The sequence below is a fragment of the Micromonospora sp. NPDC049559 genome, assembly GCF_040676675.1.
GTDB lineage: Bacteria > Actinomycetota > Actinomycetes > Mycobacteriales > Micromonosporaceae > JBFAPK01.
The window spans coordinates 107312-122188 of sequence record NZ_JBFAPK010000013.1 but is presented as its reverse complement, the minus strand read 5'-3'; the positions used below and the strand labels follow the sequence as shown (position 1 = coordinate 122188).

14 protein-coding genes are annotated in these 14877 nt (G+C 74.0%); 8 read left to right on the top strand and 6 right to left on the bottom strand.

Going from position 1 to position 14877, the window contains the following annotated elements:
- Window positions 1–73 precede the first annotated feature (73 nt).
- Window positions 74–1114 carry an alpha-lytic protease prodomain-containing protein gene (locus AB0J86_RS16870; RefSeq protein ID WP_363857925.1) on the bottom strand — a complete coding sequence of 347 codons (1041 nt, stop codon included), beginning with the start codon at window positions 1112–1114 and terminating at the stop codon, window positions 74–76.
- A gap of 247 nt (window positions 1115–1361) precedes the next feature.
- Window positions 1362–1781 carry a helix-turn-helix domain-containing protein gene (locus AB0J86_RS16865; RefSeq protein ID WP_363858035.1) on the bottom strand — a complete coding sequence of 140 codons (420 nt, stop codon included), beginning with the start codon at window positions 1779–1781 and terminating at the stop codon, window positions 1362–1364.
- Here AB0J86_RS16865 and AB0J86_RS16860 point away from each other — a divergent pair.
- From AB0J86_RS16860 to AB0J86_RS16850, 3 genes are all read left to right on the top strand, one after another.
- Complete coding sequence (locus AB0J86_RS16860) at window positions 1677–2405, top strand: PaaI family thioesterase (RefSeq protein WP_363858033.1); 729 nt, start codon at window positions 1677–1679, stop codon at window positions 2403–2405. The two genes, AB0J86_RS16865 and AB0J86_RS16860, sit on opposite strands and share 105 nt — an antisense overlap.
- A 159-nt stretch (window positions 2406–2564) precedes the next feature.
- Complete coding sequence (locus AB0J86_RS16855; RefSeq protein ID WP_363858032.1) at window positions 2565–3245, top strand: hypothetical protein; 681 nt, start codon at window positions 2565–2567, stop codon at window positions 3243–3245.
- A 190-nt stretch (window positions 3246–3435) separates the two neighbouring features.
- Entirely contained in the window at window positions 3436–4374 is a 939-nt protein-coding gene (locus AB0J86_RS16850) for a TAXI family TRAP transporter solute-binding subunit (protein WP_363858030.1), read from the top strand.
- A gap of 66 nt (window positions 4375–4440) precedes the next feature.
- Here AB0J86_RS16850 and AB0J86_RS16845 read toward each other — a convergent pair whose 3' ends face one another.
- Window positions 4441–5811: a HAMP domain-containing sensor histidine kinase gene (locus AB0J86_RS16845; RefSeq protein ID WP_363857924.1), complete on the bottom strand. Its 1371-nt coding sequence runs from the start codon at window positions 5809–5811 to the stop codon at window positions 4441–4443.
- Window positions 5812–5827: 16 nt separating this feature from the next.
- Entirely contained in the window at window positions 5828–6484 is a 657-nt protein-coding gene (locus AB0J86_RS16840; RefSeq protein WP_363857922.1) for a response regulator transcription factor, read from the bottom strand.
- Window positions 6485–6705: 221 nt separating this feature from the next.
- Here AB0J86_RS16840 and AB0J86_RS16835 point away from each other — a divergent pair, with 221 nt between their 5' ends.
- The 3 genes from AB0J86_RS16835 (at window position 6706) to AB0J86_RS16825 (ending at window position 10336) form a co-directional block, all read left to right on the top strand.
- Entirely contained in the window at window positions 6706–7230 is a 525-nt protein-coding gene (locus AB0J86_RS16835; protein WP_363857920.1) for a PadR family transcriptional regulator, read from the top strand.
- Window positions 7231–7307: 77 nt separating this feature from the next.
- Entirely contained in the window at window positions 7308–8000 is a 693-nt protein-coding gene (locus AB0J86_RS16830) for an ABC transporter ATP-binding protein (protein WP_363857918.1), read from the top strand.
- Window positions 7997–10336, top strand: coding sequence for an ABC transporter permease (locus AB0J86_RS16825; RefSeq protein ID WP_363857916.1), 2340 nt, complete (start codon window positions 7997–7999; stop codon window positions 10334–10336). Before AB0J86_RS16830 ends, AB0J86_RS16825 begins: the two co-directional genes overlap by 4 nt.
- 222 nt (window positions 10337–10558) lie before the next feature.
- Here the strand turns inward: AB0J86_RS16825 and hisS are convergent, their stop codons facing one another.
- Both hisS and AB0J86_RS16815 read right to left on the bottom strand, forming a co-directional pair.
- On the bottom strand, window positions 10559–11905 hold the full coding sequence (gene hisS, locus AB0J86_RS16820) for a histidine--tRNA ligase (protein ID WP_363857914.1): 1347 nt from the start codon (window positions 11903–11905) through the stop codon (window positions 10559–10561).
- 43 nt (window positions 11906–11948) lie between these two features.
- A complete protein-coding gene (locus AB0J86_RS16815) occupies window positions 11949–12671 on the bottom strand; it encodes an MBL fold metallo-hydrolase (protein ID WP_363858028.1) in 723 nt (240 codons plus the stop codon).
- 258 nt (window positions 12672–12929) lie between these two features.
- Between AB0J86_RS16815 and AB0J86_RS16810 the strand changes: the two genes are divergently transcribed.
- Together AB0J86_RS16810 and AB0J86_RS16805 are read left to right on the top strand one after the other, a co-directional pair.
- Window positions 12930–13835, top strand: coding sequence for a peptidylprolyl isomerase (locus AB0J86_RS16810; RefSeq protein WP_363857913.1), 906 nt, complete (start codon window positions 12930–12932; stop codon window positions 13833–13835).
- Window positions 13836–13911: 76 nt separating this feature from the next.
- A complete protein-coding gene (locus AB0J86_RS16805; protein WP_363857911.1) occupies window positions 13912–14751 on the top strand; it encodes a peptidylprolyl isomerase in 840 nt (279 codons plus the stop codon).
- Window positions 14752–14877: the final 126 nt, after the last annotated feature.

Genomic DNA, 14877 nt, shown 5'->3' with positions numbered 1-14877 from the left:
GCGGGCCGGGTCCGGCGACGTACAGACGGACGAGCCGCCGGGAAGACCCGGCGGCTCGTTCGGTGCGGTCGCGTCAGTAGATGCTCACGCCGTAGGCGTTGAGCGCCTCGACGACGGGCTGGAAGTAGGTGACGCCACCCGAGGAGCAGTTGCCGCTGCCGCCCGAGGTGAGGCCGTGGGCGGTGTTGCCGCTGAAGAGCGAGCCGCCGCTGTCGCCCGGCTCGGCGCAGACGGTGGTGCGGATCAGGCCGGAGACGCTGCCCTCGGCGTAGTTCACGGTCGCGTTCAGCGCGGTCACCCGGCCGCTGCGCAGGCCGGTGGTGCTGCCGCTGCGCTGGACGGTGGCGTTCACCGCGGGGGTGGAGGCGCCGGTGATGTCCCGGTAGGTGCCGTTGTAGAGGTACACGTCGCCCGGCTGCTGGCCGATGCTGTAGCGGACGATGCCGTAGTCGTTGCCCGGGAAGCTGGAGCCGGCCCGGGTACCGATCGACGAGCCGCCGGAGCTGGCGGACCAGCTCGAACCGATGTTGGTGCAGTGACCCGCGGTCAGGAAGTAGTAGGTGCTGCCGCTGCGGACGTTGAAGCCGAGCGAGCAGCGCCCGCCGCCGGTGTAGATCGCGTTACCACCGGAGATCGTGGTGCTCAGCGTGCCCGGGGTCGGCTGGATCCGGACCGCGCCGCCGAAGGCCGCGACCGCGCTCTTGACCCGGTCCAGCTTGGCGCCGGTGATGGTGCTGTCCACGTCGACGACGACCTGGTTGCTCACCGGGTCGACGTACCACGCGGTGCCGGGGATCTTCGCCGACTTCTCCAGCGCGGCGGTCACCTGGTTGAGCTTGTCGAGCCCGCGGGCGACGAGCTTCGGGGTCGCGCCGGCGGCGCGTACCTTGCGGGCGCTGGCCTCGTCGGTGACGGTGACGACCATCTTGCCGTTCTCGTCCTGGTACGCACCGGCGGAGGTCGCGCCGAGCGTGTCGGCCAGCGACATCGCGGCCTCGGGGGACGCGGCGGGGGCCGCGCTGGCCGAGGGGGCGCCGGCCAGCGAGCCGGCGACGAGCGTGCCGGCCAGGAAGGTGAGCGCGATGCTGCGGAGCTGGGACCTCGTGGGTCGCATGGAAGGCCTCCCGGAGGGGGGTCGGAGGGGGCGCGTGGGGGTTCGCGCCCGGATACGGCTCGGCGGCGGATCGTCCCGGTGCGTTCGGGGATCGCATGAACTGACAGGCGTGCCCCGAGGCGCCGGGTTTACCACCGCCACCAGGGGAAAGTATTCACACTCTTAAGATCCTTTTCAATAGACCGATCCATAAGATCAGCCTCATATCATCCCGACCGGGACCAAAGTGGATCATGTACCCGGCGGGTCAGCGCCGGCGGCGGGCACCCGGACCCGGGCGGGGCACCGCCTGCCGCGGCCCGGCCAACTCGTGCCCGTCGGCGCAGCGCAGCACCGCCCGCACCTCGGCGCCGCAGTCCCGGTGCACCACCGCCAGCGGCGAGCCCTCCGGGTCCGCCAGGTACCGGTCCCCCCACGCCAGCACGGTCACGAGCACCGGCCAGAGGTCGAGCCCCTTCTCGGTGAGCCGGTACTCGTACCGCTGGCGGGCGCCCGGCTCCCGGTACGGCTCCCGGCGCAGCACCCCCTGCTCGACCAGCATCGCCAGCCGGTTGGTCAGCACCTGCCGGGGGATGTTCGTCCGCTCCCGCATGTCGCCGAAGCGGCGGATCCCGTTGAAGATCTCGCGGAGCACCACGAGGGTCCAGCGCTCACCCAGGATCTCCATCGCCCGCGCGATGGTGCAGTTCTCCAGCGACCAGTCCAGCGCCGTCGGTCTCATCGCGACAGGCTAAGTCTTGTTGACAGACTCAGCAACGACTGCCAGGCTGCGTCCATGACCGAGACTCAGGCGGCGACCCGCAGCCACTCCTTCTCGTGGACCGACCCCGCCCTGGTCGCCGCGCACCTCGGCCGGCGCGACGGGCTGGAGACGCTCCGCTCGATGATCGACGGAGAACTCCCCGCGCCGCCGGTGCTCGCGATGATCGGCTACGAGCGGATGACGGCCGAGCAGGGACGCGTCGTGCTGGAGCTGACGCCGCGCGAGTTCCACTACAACCCGCTCGGCAGCGTGCACGGCGGGGTCCTCTCCACGGTGCTGGACACCGTCGCGGGCTGCGCGGTGCACAGCACGCTGCCCGCCGGAATCGGCTACACCACGCTCGACCTGAACGTGAAGTTCCTGCGGCCGGCCACCCTCGCCTCCGGCGTACTGCGCGGCGAGGGCAACGTCCTGCAACGCGGCCGGCGTACCGCGCTGGCCGAGGCCCGCATCACCGACGGCGCCGGCCGGCTGATCGCGCACGCCACCTCGTCCTGCCTGATTTTCGAGGTGCCGCCGGCCGAGTAGCCGCGACGCAAGATTTCCTCAAGTCCGGCGCCGGGCACTGTCGGCCACCCGCGCGCGCGGCCAGGGTGGGAGGCGCAAAATCCCACCGGACCCGGGAGCTGTTCCGTGGTATCCACGCGCACCCTGCCCGTGCCGGTCGGGCCCTCCGCCCGCCGGTCGCTGCCCGGCCCGGCCGCCGGAACCCGAACGTCCCGGCTGGACTGGCCGACCCTGCTCGCCGCGTTCGAGGTGGCCGCGCTGCTGCGGTGCGGCGCCGGCCCGACCGCCCGCCTCCCGCTGCCGTACGTCGGACCCGTGCCGGCCCGGCGCGGACCGGCGCTGGTGACGGACGAACAGATCGCCGAGTTCAACCAGCGGCCGGCCGCCGAACGCCTGGTGCAGCTGCTGACCGTCCTGGAGATCCCGGCCCGGTCCGTCGCGACGACCGGCGGGCTGCGCCGCCGCTACGACCTGCACCGCGTACACGTACCGGGCCCCGCGGCGGCGCGGCTGGCCGGGATCGGCGAGCTGGCCTGGCGCCAGGGGCGCGACCTGCTGCTCGGGCCGGGGCCCACCGGCGTCACCGCCGCCCGGCACCGGCGACGTCCGGTGCTGGCCGCCGCCGCGTGGCGGGCCGCGCTGCTCGCCGCCGGCCGGCACGTACGCCGGCACGTGCTCGGGGTGCACGTCAACGACCACGACGTGGCAGCCGTACTCGTCCGCGGCGCCCACCTACTCGACGCGGCGGCGACGCTGCGGGGTCGGCGCGGGTGCTTCCTGGTCAGCGTCGCGGTCGGGCCGGACCGCGAGCGCATCCTGCGCGGGACGGAGCTGCCGGTACCGGCCGACCGGGCCGCCTGACCGCGCCCGACCCGACCGCGCGGACCGTCACCGGACCGGACCGCCAGGACACCCCGACCCGCACCCGGCCCGGCTCGGCCGTTCGGTCGGTGTGCCGATCGTGAGCCGGTGCGCGAAACTGGGCCGTGCCCCGTTGGCATGATCATCGCCGCCGCACCCGGGCCGGGGGTGCCGGGTGAACGGCCTCGCCCTGTACCGGCGGTGGCGCCGACCCCGACGGTCGGTCGCCGCTCTGGTCGCGCTCGTGCTGCTGCTGGCCGGCTGCGCCAGCGCGCCCCGCCCGCCGATCACGATCCGGATCGCCACCGGCAGCCCCGCGGCCGTCTACCACGCCTTCGGCGAGTCGCTCGCCCGGATCATCAACCGGGAACTGACCGGCGTCGACGCGGGCGTGCTGACCACCGCCGCCTCGGTGGAGAACGTCGCGCTGGTCAGCGGGGGCGGAGCCGAACTCGGCTTCACTCAGGCCGACGCGCTGCCGATCACGGCGGGCGGCGATCCCGGGGTCCTCGCGGTGGCCCGGATCTACGACGACCTGCTGCACCTGGTGACCCGGGCCGACGGCCGGATCCGCCGGCTGGAGGACCTGCGCGGGGCGCGGGTCTCGATCGGCGCGCCCGGCTCCGGTACGGAGATCACCGCCAGCCGGCTGCTGCGCGTCTCGAAGGTCATCGACGCCGACATACACGTGGAACGGCTCGGGCTGGACGAGTCGGTACGGGCCCTGGCCGCCGGGGAGATCGACGCGTTCCTCTTCTCGGGTGGCCCGCCGGTCGCGGCGATCGCGGGGCTCGCCGCCGGTACCCCGCTCCGCCTGGTCGACCTCGGGCCGTGGGTGGCGCCGCTGCGGACCGGCTATGGCGAGGTCTACGTGGCGCGCGACGTCCCGCGCTCGGTCTACCGGCTGGATCCGATCACCACGGTCGCCGTCCCCAACTACCTGATCGTCGCGCCCGGCCTCCCCGACGACGTGGTCGAGGAGCTGACCCGGCTACTGATGGAGCACCGCGAGGAGCTGGGGCTCGCGCATCCGGCGGCCGGCCGGATGAGCCAGCAGTCGGCCATCACCACTCCCCCGCTCGACCTGCACCCCGGCGCCGCCCGCTACTACCGCGACCACAAGCCCTGACCGCGCCGCGCCGACCGCGGGCGCACAGCGCGGGCCCCGGCTGCGGAGCCCCGACCGCGCGGCGGTTCAGGCGGCGCGGAACCAGAGCGTGGCGGCCAGGCCCCGGGGCTGCGCCGGTCGCATCGTCAGCCGGCCGCCCGAGACGTCGACCAGGACCGCGACGATCGCCAGCCCCAGCCCGGCGCCCTCGACGTTCTGCGTCTGCGGTGCCCGCCAGAACCGCTCCGTGGCCTGCTGGAGCTGGCCGTCGGGCAGGCCCGGTCCGTCGTCGCGGACGACCACCCGTACGCCGTCGTCCGCGCGGTCGACGACCACCTCGACCCGGCCGCCCTCGTCGGCGAACTTCAACGCGTTGTCGATCAGCGCGTCGAGGGCCTGGTCGAGCGCGGTCGGTACGGTCAGCGCGTACACGGGCTCGGACGGCCGCCGCACGGTCAGGGTGATCCGGCGGTGGCGGGCCAGCGGCTCCCAGGCGCGCTCCCGGAACCCGGCGACCTCGGCCGCGTCGACCACCACCAGGGTCTCCTCGCTGCGTTCCGCCCGGGCGAGCGCGAGCAGGCCGTCGAGCACGTGCGCCAGCCGGTCGGTCTCGTCGAGCGCCAGCGCGTGCTCGGTACGGCCGTACTCGTCGGTCAGGCTCGGGCCCAGCTCCTCCACCCGCAGCCGCAGCGCGGTGAGCGGGTTGCGCAGCTGGTGACTGGCGTGGGCGACGAACGCGCGCTGCCGCTCGACCAGGTCGGACACGGCGTCGGCCATGTGGTTGAAGCTCGCCGCGAGCCGGCGCAGCTCGGGCGGGCCCGCGCTGTGGCGGACCCGGGCGGTCCGGTCCCCGGCCGCGATCTCGTGCGTCGCCGCGTCCAGCACGGTCACCGGGCGCAGCACCCAGTTGGCCAGCCGCACCGCGGTGAGCACGAAGGCGAGCACCGCGAGCGCGCCGATCGCCGCGAGCGTCGCCCACCAGCCGAGTACGGCCCGGCGCAGCCGGTTCGTGGGCGAGGTGATGATGACCGTACCGAGCACCTCGCCGCCGTCGCTGACCGGCGCGGCCACCACGAGCGGCTCCCCGCTCCAGAGGTCGGTCAGGGCGAACGAGGTGAACTGCTGCCCGGCGAAGGCGGCCCGCAGCGCCGCCCCGGTCGCCTCGGGGCGCGTCGCGTACCCGGGCGAGGCGACCACCACGGCGCGGTCCCGGTCCACCACGGCGGCGCCGATCGAGTAGAGCTCCTCGTAACGGTTCAGCTCGGCCCGTACCGCGCTGGTGACCCCGAGCCGCAGGGCCGGGCCGGAGAGCGAGGCGAACCGGGTGGCGTCGGCGAGCCGGTCGGCGCGGACCCGTTCCATCTCCCGGTTGGCCAGCGTGTCGGCGAGTGGAAGCTCCAGCGCCAGCAGGACCAGGGTCAGCAATAGCAGATAGCTGACGATCAGACGACGACGCATCGCACCCGCCCCCGCCTCACTCGCCGCGCAGCCGGTAGCCGACCCCTCGTACGGTCTCGACCAGGCCCGGGTCGCCGAGCTTGCCACGCAGCGACGCCACGTGGACCTCGACGGTGTGCCGGGTGCCCCAGGTCGTCTGCCACACGTCCAGCAGGATCCGCTCGTGGGTCACCGCGTGCCCGGGCTGGCGGGCCAGCGAGACGAGGATGTCGAACTCCTTGCGGGTCAGCGCGACCGGTGCGCCGTCCACGGTGACCGTACGCGCGGCGGTGTCCACCCGGACCCGTCCGGTACCGATCACCACCTGCGCCGGGGTGGAGCGCGCGGCCCGGCGCAGCACCGCCTCGATCCGCGCGTGCAGCTCGGCCATGGAGAAGGGCTTCACCACGTAGTCGTCGGCGCCGACGCGCAGCCCGAGCACCCGGTCGCGCTCCTCGCCCCGGGCGGTGACCGCGATGATGCCGAGCTGCGGCCGCTCGGCCCGCAGCTGCCGGCAGATCTCCACCCCGTCCCCGTCGGGCAGGTTCAGGTCCAGCAGCACCAGGTCGCAGGGGGCCGCGGCCAGCGCCGCCGCCGCGGTGGCCGCGTGCTCGACCTCGAACCCGCGCCGGGTCAGCGCGGAGGTCAGCGCCGCGGCGACCCTGCGGTCGTCCTCCACGAGCAAAATGCGCACCCCACCCTCCCGTCCCCGTCCGGTGCGGGTCGTCCGCCATTCGCTCGGCCCGACGGTCCTCTCGCTACCCCGCCCCGGTACGCGCCGCGAGGGCGGTGGCGAGGGGTTCCGCCGATCCGATCGGCAAGAGGCTACGCGGCGCGGCCGGCCGGAGCGAGGGGTAGCGGTTATCCACCCCGCGTATACACCGGGTGTATACGCGGGGTGTAGAGTCTCGCGGCATGACCGTCGCACAGACATTCCTCGGGCTGTTGGAGTCCCAACCCCGGCACGGCTACGACCTCAAGCGCGCCTACGACGAACGCTTCGGGCACGGCCGGCCGCTGCACTACGGGCAGGTCTACGCGACCCTGTCCCGGCTGCTCAAGCAGGGGCTGGTCGAGGTCGACGGGGTCGAGCCGGGTGACGGTCCGGAGCGCAAGCGCTACGCCATCACCGACGCCGGCGTCACCGACGTGCGCCGCTGGCTCTCCCACCCGGAGAAGCCCGACCTGTACCTCCAGAGCACCCTCTACACCAAGGTCATCCTCGCGCTGCTCACCGGCCGCAGCGCCACGGAGATCCTGGACAGCCAGCGCGCCGAGCACCTGCGCCTGATGCGCGAGCTGACCCAGCGCAAGACCCGGGGCGACCTCGCCGACCAGCTCGTCTGCGACCACGGCCTGTTCCACCTGGAGGCCGACCTGCGCTGGCTGGAGCTGACCGCCGCGCGCCTCGACGACCTCGCTCGGACGGTCGCCCGGTGACCGCCGGGCGAGAGGCCACCGGACCGCGACCCACCGCCGGACCGGAAGGGACCGTCCGGCCAGGACAGGAGCATCACGTGACCGACAACGACAAGCCACTGCTCGCGGCGGTGGAGCTGCACAAGACGTACGGGCCGACGCCCGCCCTGGACGGGGCGACGATGCGGGTACGCGCCGGCGAGGTGCTCGCCGTGATGGGCCCCTCCGGCTCGGGCAAGTCCACCCTGCTGCACTGCCTGGCCGGGATCGTCCGGCCGGACCGGGGCCAGGTCTTCTACCGCGACCGGGAGCTCTCCGCGATGTCGGACGCCGAGCGCAGCGCCCTGCGCCGGGGCGAGTTCGGCTTCGTGTTCCAGTTCGGCCAGCTCGTACCGGAGCTGACCTGCCTGGAGAACGTCGCCCTCCCACTGCGACTGGACGGCGTACGGCGCCGCGAGGCCGAGCGGCGCGCCACCGAGTGGCTGGAGCGGCTGGAGGTCACCGACGTCGCAAGCAAGCGCCCGGGCGAGATCTCCGGCGGGCAGGGTCAGCGGGTCGCGGTGGCCCGGGCACTGGTCACCTCCCCCCGGGTCGTCTTCGCCGACGAGCCGACCGGCGCGTTGGACTCGCTCAACGGCGAGCGGGTGATGCGGCTGCTCACGGCGGCGGCCCGGGAGACCGGCGCGGCGGTCGTACTGGTCACGCACGAGGCGCGGGTCGCCGCGTACTCGGACCGCGAGGTCGTGGTCCGCGACGGGCGTACCCGCGAGACCGAGCTGGTGGCGCCGTGAGGCGGCCCACGCCGGGCCGCTGGGGACGGGACCTGGCGCTCGGCATGCGGCTGGTCGTCAGCGGCGGCCGGGAGAGCCTGCTGCGTGGCGCCATGGCCGCCGTCGGGGTCGGCCTCGGCGTCGCGCTGCTGCTGGTCGCCGCCTCGATCTCGACCATGCTGCACGACCGCACGGCCCGGGGCGCCGCCCGCGACGACATGCACCTCGGCGTCGAGGCCCCCGCCCCCGGCCCGCGCACCATGCTCGTCGGCCAGTTCGACACGTCCTACCGGACCGCGCCCGTCCGGGGCCGGATCCTGCGGCCGGAGGGGGCGGACGCCCCGGTGCCGCCGGGCCTGCCCCGGCTGCCCGGTCCGGGCGAGGTCTACGTCTCGCCCGCCCTGGAGCGGCTGCTCGCCTCCCCCGACGGGGCGCTGCTGCGGCCGCGGCTGCTGGACGCCCGGATCGTCGGCACCATCGGCGCCACCGGCCTCGCCGGTCCCAACGAGTACGCCTTCTACCTCGGCAGCGACCGGCTCAGCGAGGCGGACGCGCAGCGGACAGACCACTTCGGCGAGCCCGTCACGGGCGAGGGGCTCGACCCGATCCTGCTGCTGCTCGTGACGGTCATCTTCCTGGTCCTGCTGCTGCCGATCGCCGTCTTCATCGGCACCGCCGTACGCTTCGGCGGGGAACGCCGCGACCGGCGGCTCGCGGCGCTGCGGCTGGTGGGGGCCGACCGCTCGACCACCGCCCGGATCGCCGCCGGCGAGGCGCTGCTCGGCGCGCTGCTGGGGCTCGCCGCCGGCGCGCTCTTCTTCCTCGCCGGCCGCCAACTCGTCGAGCGGTTCACGCTCTGGAACATCAGCTTCTTCACACACGACGTGCGGCCGAGCCCCGGACTGGCGCTGCTCATCGCGCTCGCCGTGCCGGTCGCCTCGGTCGCGGTGGCGCTGCTCGCGCTGCGCCGGGTGGTGGTCGAGCCGCTGGGCGTGGTCCGCCGCGCCGCCGGCGCCCGCCGGCGCCTGTGGTGGCGGCTGCTGCTGCCGCTCGCCGGCGCGGCGCTGCTGCTGCCCCTGGTCGGGAGCGTCCGCAAGGAGGGGAGCTCGGTCAACCCGACGCAGGTGACGGCCGGCGTGCTGCTGCTGCTCGTCGGGGTGACCGCGCTGCTGCCCTGGCTGGTCGAGACGGGGGTACGGCGGCTGCGCGGCGGTCCGGTCTCCTGGCAGCTCGCCACCCGCCGGCTCCAGCTGGACAGCGCCGCCTCGGCCCGCATGGTCAACGGGGTCGCCGTCGCGGTGGCCGGCGGTATCGCCCTGCAGATGCTCTTCTCGGGGGTCTCCGGCAACTACGTCAGCACCACCGGTCAGGATCCGAACCGCGCCGACCTGTTCGTGGAGACCCGGCTGGACCCCGCCGACGGCGTGACGGGCGACCAGGTGGCCGAACGGCTGCGCGGCACCGAGGGCGTACGCGAGGTCTTCGCGCTGGTCCGCGGCACCCTGCAGCCGGCCGGCGCGAAGCCGGACGCGGACGGCAACCGGCCGACCTCGGAGCTGCTGGTGGCCGACTGCGCCACCCTGCGCGAGCTGGCCGAGCTGGACCGCTGCGCCGACGGGGACGCCTTCGCGGTGTTCCATCCGGTCGACCAGACCCCGCGGCCCCGCCCCGGCCAGCCGGTGCAGATCGGCGACCCGGAGGGGACCGCCTTCCAGTCCTGGACCGTGCCGCCGGGCCTGCGGCGGGTGCCGCCCCGCACCGCGCCCGACGGCAACATCTACACCGGCTTCTACGCCACCCCCGGCGCGCTGCGCCTGGCGCAGCCGCCCGGGCTGCGCGTGGTCGCGTACCTGCGGCTGGGCGGCGACCAGGAGACCGCGGTCGAGCACGTCCGCAACACCGTGGCGGCGGTCAACCCGGTGAGCCAGGTCTGGCGGTTGCAGGCCACCTCCATGGGGAACCGCTTCGCCAACATCCGGCGCGGGCTCCTCATCGGGGTGCTGGCGACCCTGCTGCTGCTCGGCGCCAGCCTGCTGGTCACCACGCTGGAGCAGCTGCGGGAGCGGCGGCGGCTGCTGGCCGTGCTGGTGGCCTTCGGCACCCGGCGCAGCACGATGACCTGGTCGGTGCTCTGGCAGACGGCGGTACCGGTGCTGCTCGGGCTGGTCCTGGCGATCGTCACCGGCAGCGCCCTGGGCGCCGTGCTGCTGCGCCTGGTCGAGACGCCGATCCGGCTGAACTGGACCGGCATCGCCACGATGTCGGGGGCGGCGGCCGGCGTGGTGCTGGGGGTCACCGCGTTCAGCCTGCCGGTGCTGTGGCGGCTGATGCGCCCCGACGGCCTGCGTACCGAGTAGCGACGCGGCGAGGGCCCGCGACCACCCGAGGAGGGTGGTCGCGGGGGCCCGGGCGGCCCCGACCCGCCCCGGGCGCGGGGGCCGGGGGGGGGGCGCCGCCCCCCCCCCCGCGCCGCTGGGCCCGTGCGGCCCGGCCCCGCCCCCCCCCCCCCCCCCGGGGGGGGCCCCCGCCCCCCCCCTCGGCCGGCCCTGACCGGCCGCGTCAGCGGGTCACGGAGCGGATCAGCCGATTGCCGGGCGGAGGTCGGCCGCCGGCGGGCTCCACACGTCGGCCACCGCCGGCACCTGGTCGCCCGAGCGGATGTCCTTCACCTCGTCCGGCGCGCCCTCGTCGCCGGGGAACCAGACGTACGGGATGCCGCGCCGCTCGGCGAAGCGGATCTGCTTGCCGAACTTGGCGGCGCTCGGGGCGACCTCGGTGGGGATGCCCCGGCGGCGCAGCGCGGCGGCGATCCGCTCGCTCTCCGGGCGGCGCTCCTCGGCGACGAGCGCGACCAGCACACACGTCGGTACGGCGCGGGAGATGGTCAGCGCGCCCGCGCCGAAGAGCAGGCCGAGCATCCGGGTCACGCCGATGGAGATGCCCACCCCGGGGAAGCGGGTCGCACCCGAGCTGGCCAGGTTGTCGTACCGGCCGCCGGAGCAGATCGAGCCGAACCGCTCGTACCCCTTGAGCTGCGTCTCGTAGACCGTGCCGGTGTAGTAGTCCAGCCCGCGCGCGATCTTCAGCTCGGCCACGCAGAGCCCCGGGGCGTACTCGGCGGCCGTCTCCACCACCCGCAGCAGCTCCGCGAGCCCCTCGTCCAGCAGCGGGTCGGAGACGCCCAGCGACCGTACCGCGTCCGCGAAGGAGGCGTCCGGCGCCGAGATCTCGGCCAGCGCCAGACACGCCTTCGCCTGGGCCGGGGTGGCCCCGGCCGTCTCGGCGAGCAGCTCCGCCACCCGGTCCGGACCGATCTTGTCGAGCTTGTCCACGGCGCGCAGCGCCGCCTCGGTGTCGGTGAGCCCGATACCGCGGTAGTAGCCCTCACAGATCTTGCGGTTGTTGACCTGGATCAGGATCGGCGCCTGGCCGGCGGCCTGCCCCAGCGGCAGCCCGCCGAGCGCGTCCCCGATCACCAGCGGCAGCTCCGACTCGTAGTGCGGCGAGAGCGTGTCCCGGTCGACGATGTCGATGTCGGCCTGGAGGAACTCCCGGTAGCGCCCCTCCTGCGGCCGCTCGCCGCGCCAGACCTTCTGGATCTGGTACCGCCGGAACGGGAACTGCAACCGGCCGGCGTTCTCCAGCACGTAGCGGGCGAACGGCACGGTCAGGTCGAAGTGCAGTCCCAGGGCGTCGTCGCCGGTGGGCTCGCCGGGTTCGGACTGCAACCGGCGCACCAGGTAGACCTCCTTGGAGGTCTCGCCCTTGCGCAGGAGCTGGTCCAGCGGCTCCATCGACCGGGTCTCCAGCGGCGCGAAGCCGTACAGCTCGAAGGTGTCGCGGATCCGGTCGAGGACGTACTGCTCGATCATCCGCTGCGGCGGCTGCCACTCGGGAAAGCCGGAGATCGGCGTGGGCTTGCTCATGATGGAAGACTCCTTGAACTCCCGCGCCAGCGGCGCGAGGGGATTACCAGCCTCGGGTGGGGGTGGCCGCGGGTCGCGCGCCGTCCGCGTCGATCACCTGACGCAGGTACGGGTTGCGCGCGCGCTCACGGCCGATGGTGGTCTCGGGTCCGTGGCCGGGCAGCACGACGGTGTCGTCCGCCAGCGGCAGAATCTTGTCCCGCAGGCTGGCGAGCATGGCGGGCATGCTGCCGCCCGGCAGGTCGGTGCGGCCGATCGAACCGGCGAAGAGGACGTCCCCGGAGAGGCAGACCTGGTCGGCCTCCCACGGGGAGTCGGCGCCGGGCAGCCGGAAGAGCACCGACCCGCCGGTATGGCCGGGGGCATGGTCGACCGTGATCTCCAAGCCGGCCAGCGTGATCGCGCCGCCGTCGGGCAGCTCCGCCACGTCGTCCGGCTCGGTGTACGGCAACCGGCCGCCGAAGAGCTGGGCCATCTCCGCCGAGAGCCCCTTGGCCGGGTCGGCGAGCAGCCCGCGGTCGGCGGGGTGGACGTACGCGGTGATGCCCCGGGCGCCGCAGACCGGCGCCACCGAGAAGGTGTGGTCGAGGTGGCCGTGGGTGAGCAGCACGGCGGCCGGGTGCAGGCGGTGCTCGGCGAGCAGCGCGTCGAGGCGGTCCAGCACCCCGATGCCGGGGTCGACCACCACACACTGCTCCCCCGGCGCCGTGGCCACCACGTAGCAGTTGGTGCCGAAGGCGTCGGCGGGAAAGCCGGCGACGAGCACGTCCGCTCCCCTCACACGTCCAAGGTTGTCGTCCCCGAAGCCTAGCCGCCACCGATCAGCGGTGGTCCGGCACACACCGGTCCCGCCAGCACCGTTGGTCACAGTGATGACGCCCGATCGCTCTCGGATGGACCTCGTACACCACTTTCCCAGCGGATACCCGTACACTCTGGCGGGCATGTGGCTTGGCGCACTCGACGCCGGACGGTGAGAAAACGCGTCCACGCCACGATCAGGGTAGAGGAAAGGGGAGCGCGGGTGGCTTCCAGCAGGGACCGGCAGCGTAAGTTGGCACGGGCCAAGCTCGACCGGCAGATGGCCCGGCGGGCCGCCAGCGCCCGGCGCAAGCGGCAGGTCAGGGCCGGTGTCGGCGCCGCCGTCGCGCTGGTGCTCATCGTGCTCGGCTCGGTCTGGGCGCTCGGCGGCTTCGACCGCGAGCCCAAGCCCCAGGCCGCTCCCGACATCTGCGCCTGGACGCCGCAGGACGCCTCGGCCAACAGCAACCTCAAGGACGTCGGCACGCCGGCCACCAGCGGCCTGCCCACCTCCGGCACCCGCCCCATGACGATCACCACGAACCAGGGCGCCCCGGTGACCGTGGAACTCGACCTGGCCAACTCCCCCTGCGCCGGTGCCAGCTTCGCGTACCTGGCCGGCAAGTCGTTCTTCGACAACACCAAGTGCCACGAGATCACCACCGAGGGGGCGGTGCACTGCGGTGACCCGAGCGGCACCGGACAGGGCGGTCCGACCTACACCTTCGTGAACGAGAACGTCCCGGCCGCCGCGCCGACCCCGACCCCGTCGGCCAGCGCGACGCCCGACCAGCCGCCCGCGTACCCGGCCGGCACCGTCGCCATGTTCGGCAACCCGCCGGGCGCCAACGGCAGCCAGTTCCTGATCTTCTTCAAGGACTTCAACCCGCCGACGCCGAGCTACCCGATCATCGGGAAGGTCACCGCCGGGCTCGATGTGATCAAGAAGATCGGCAGCCTGGAGACCGTGGACAATGGTACGGGCAGCAAGGTGAAGCCGAAGACCGACGTGGTGGTCCAGAGCCTCACCGTCGGCGAGGTGGCCTCCACCGCGCCGACCGCTCCGCCGACCGGGTCCCCCGCGCCGAGCGGGTCCGCCTCGCCGTCGGCCAGCCCGGTGGTCGGGTAGCACCCCGGCGGGCCCGACCCCGGAACAGACGCAGACCAGACACCCGCACCGCACAGATAGTCCAGGAGGAGCCATCGTGACGTCCACGAGAGAGCGCCAACGCGCCGCGGCGCGGGCCCGACTCGAAAAGGAGATGGCCGAGCGCGCCGCCCGGGCCCGCCTCCGCCGTCGGCGGCAGGCGATCGTCGGCGCGGGCGTGGTCGTGCTGCTGGTCGTGGCCGGCACGGCCTGGCTGGTGGTGAGCCTCTCCGACAACGACAAGAAGAGCAACACCGCCGCGCCGGCCGCGGGCACGACCCAGTGCTCCTGGACCGAGCTCCCGCCCGAGCAGCGCAGCCCGCAGATCAAGGACGTCGGGCTGCCGCCGCTCACGGCGAAGAACACCGGCAGCCAGGTCATGACGATCGACACCAACCTCGGGCCGATCACCGCCAAGCTCAACCTCTCGGCCGTGCCGTGCACCGCGGCGAGCTTCACCCACCTCGCCGAGAAGAAGTTCTTCGACAACACCAAGTGCCACCGGCTGGTGACCGAGGGGCTGAAGGTGCTGCAGTGCGGTGACCCGAGCGCCACCGGCAACGGCTGGCGGGAGACCGACGGCACCGGCGGGCCGAGCTACCGGATGGCGGAGGAGAACCTGCCGACCGACAAGCGGCCCCCGTACCCGGAGGGCATCATCGCGATGGCCAACTCCGGCCAGCCCGGCAGCACCGGCAGCCAGTTCTTCATCGTGTACGGCGACTCGCAGCTCGACCCGGCGTACACCGTCCTCGGTACCGTCACCGGCGGCATGGACATCGTCAAGCAGGTCGGCGCGGCCGGCGACGACGGCGCGTTCGCGCAGCAGGCGGGCGGCGGGCACCCGAAGAAGGAAGTCGTCATCAAGACGCTGGCGATGAGCGCGCCGCAGGGCTGAGTTTCCGCTCGTTCGAAAGGGCCCGCACCGGGTTGGTGCGGGCCCTTCGCGTTCGTCGTGGGCGGGGTGGGGGTTGGGGGCCGGAGTGTCCCGCGAATCCCGTCAGGCTTGATGTCTTCGCGGGGC

Coding starts and splice junctions, on each gene's coding strand:
- AB0J86_RS16870 (WP_363857925.1), bottom strand. CDS start 1,114: ATGCGACCCACGAGGTCCCAGCTCCGCAGCATCGCGCTCACCTTCCTG.
- AB0J86_RS16865 (WP_363858035.1), bottom strand. CDS start 1,781: ATGGAGATCCTGGGTGAGCGCTGGACCCTCGTGGTGCTCCGCGAGATC.
- AB0J86_RS16845 (WP_363857924.1), bottom strand. CDS start 5,811: ATGCGTCGTCGTCTGATCGTCAGCTATCTGCTATTGCTGACCCTGGTC.
- hisS (WP_363857914.1), bottom strand. CDS start 11,905: ATGAGCAAGCCCACGCCGATCTCCGGCTTTCCCGAGTGGCAGCCGCCG.
- AB0J86_RS16835 (WP_363857920.1), top strand. CDS start 6,706: ATGACCGTCGCACAGACATTCCTCGGGCTGTTGGAGTCCCAACCCCGG.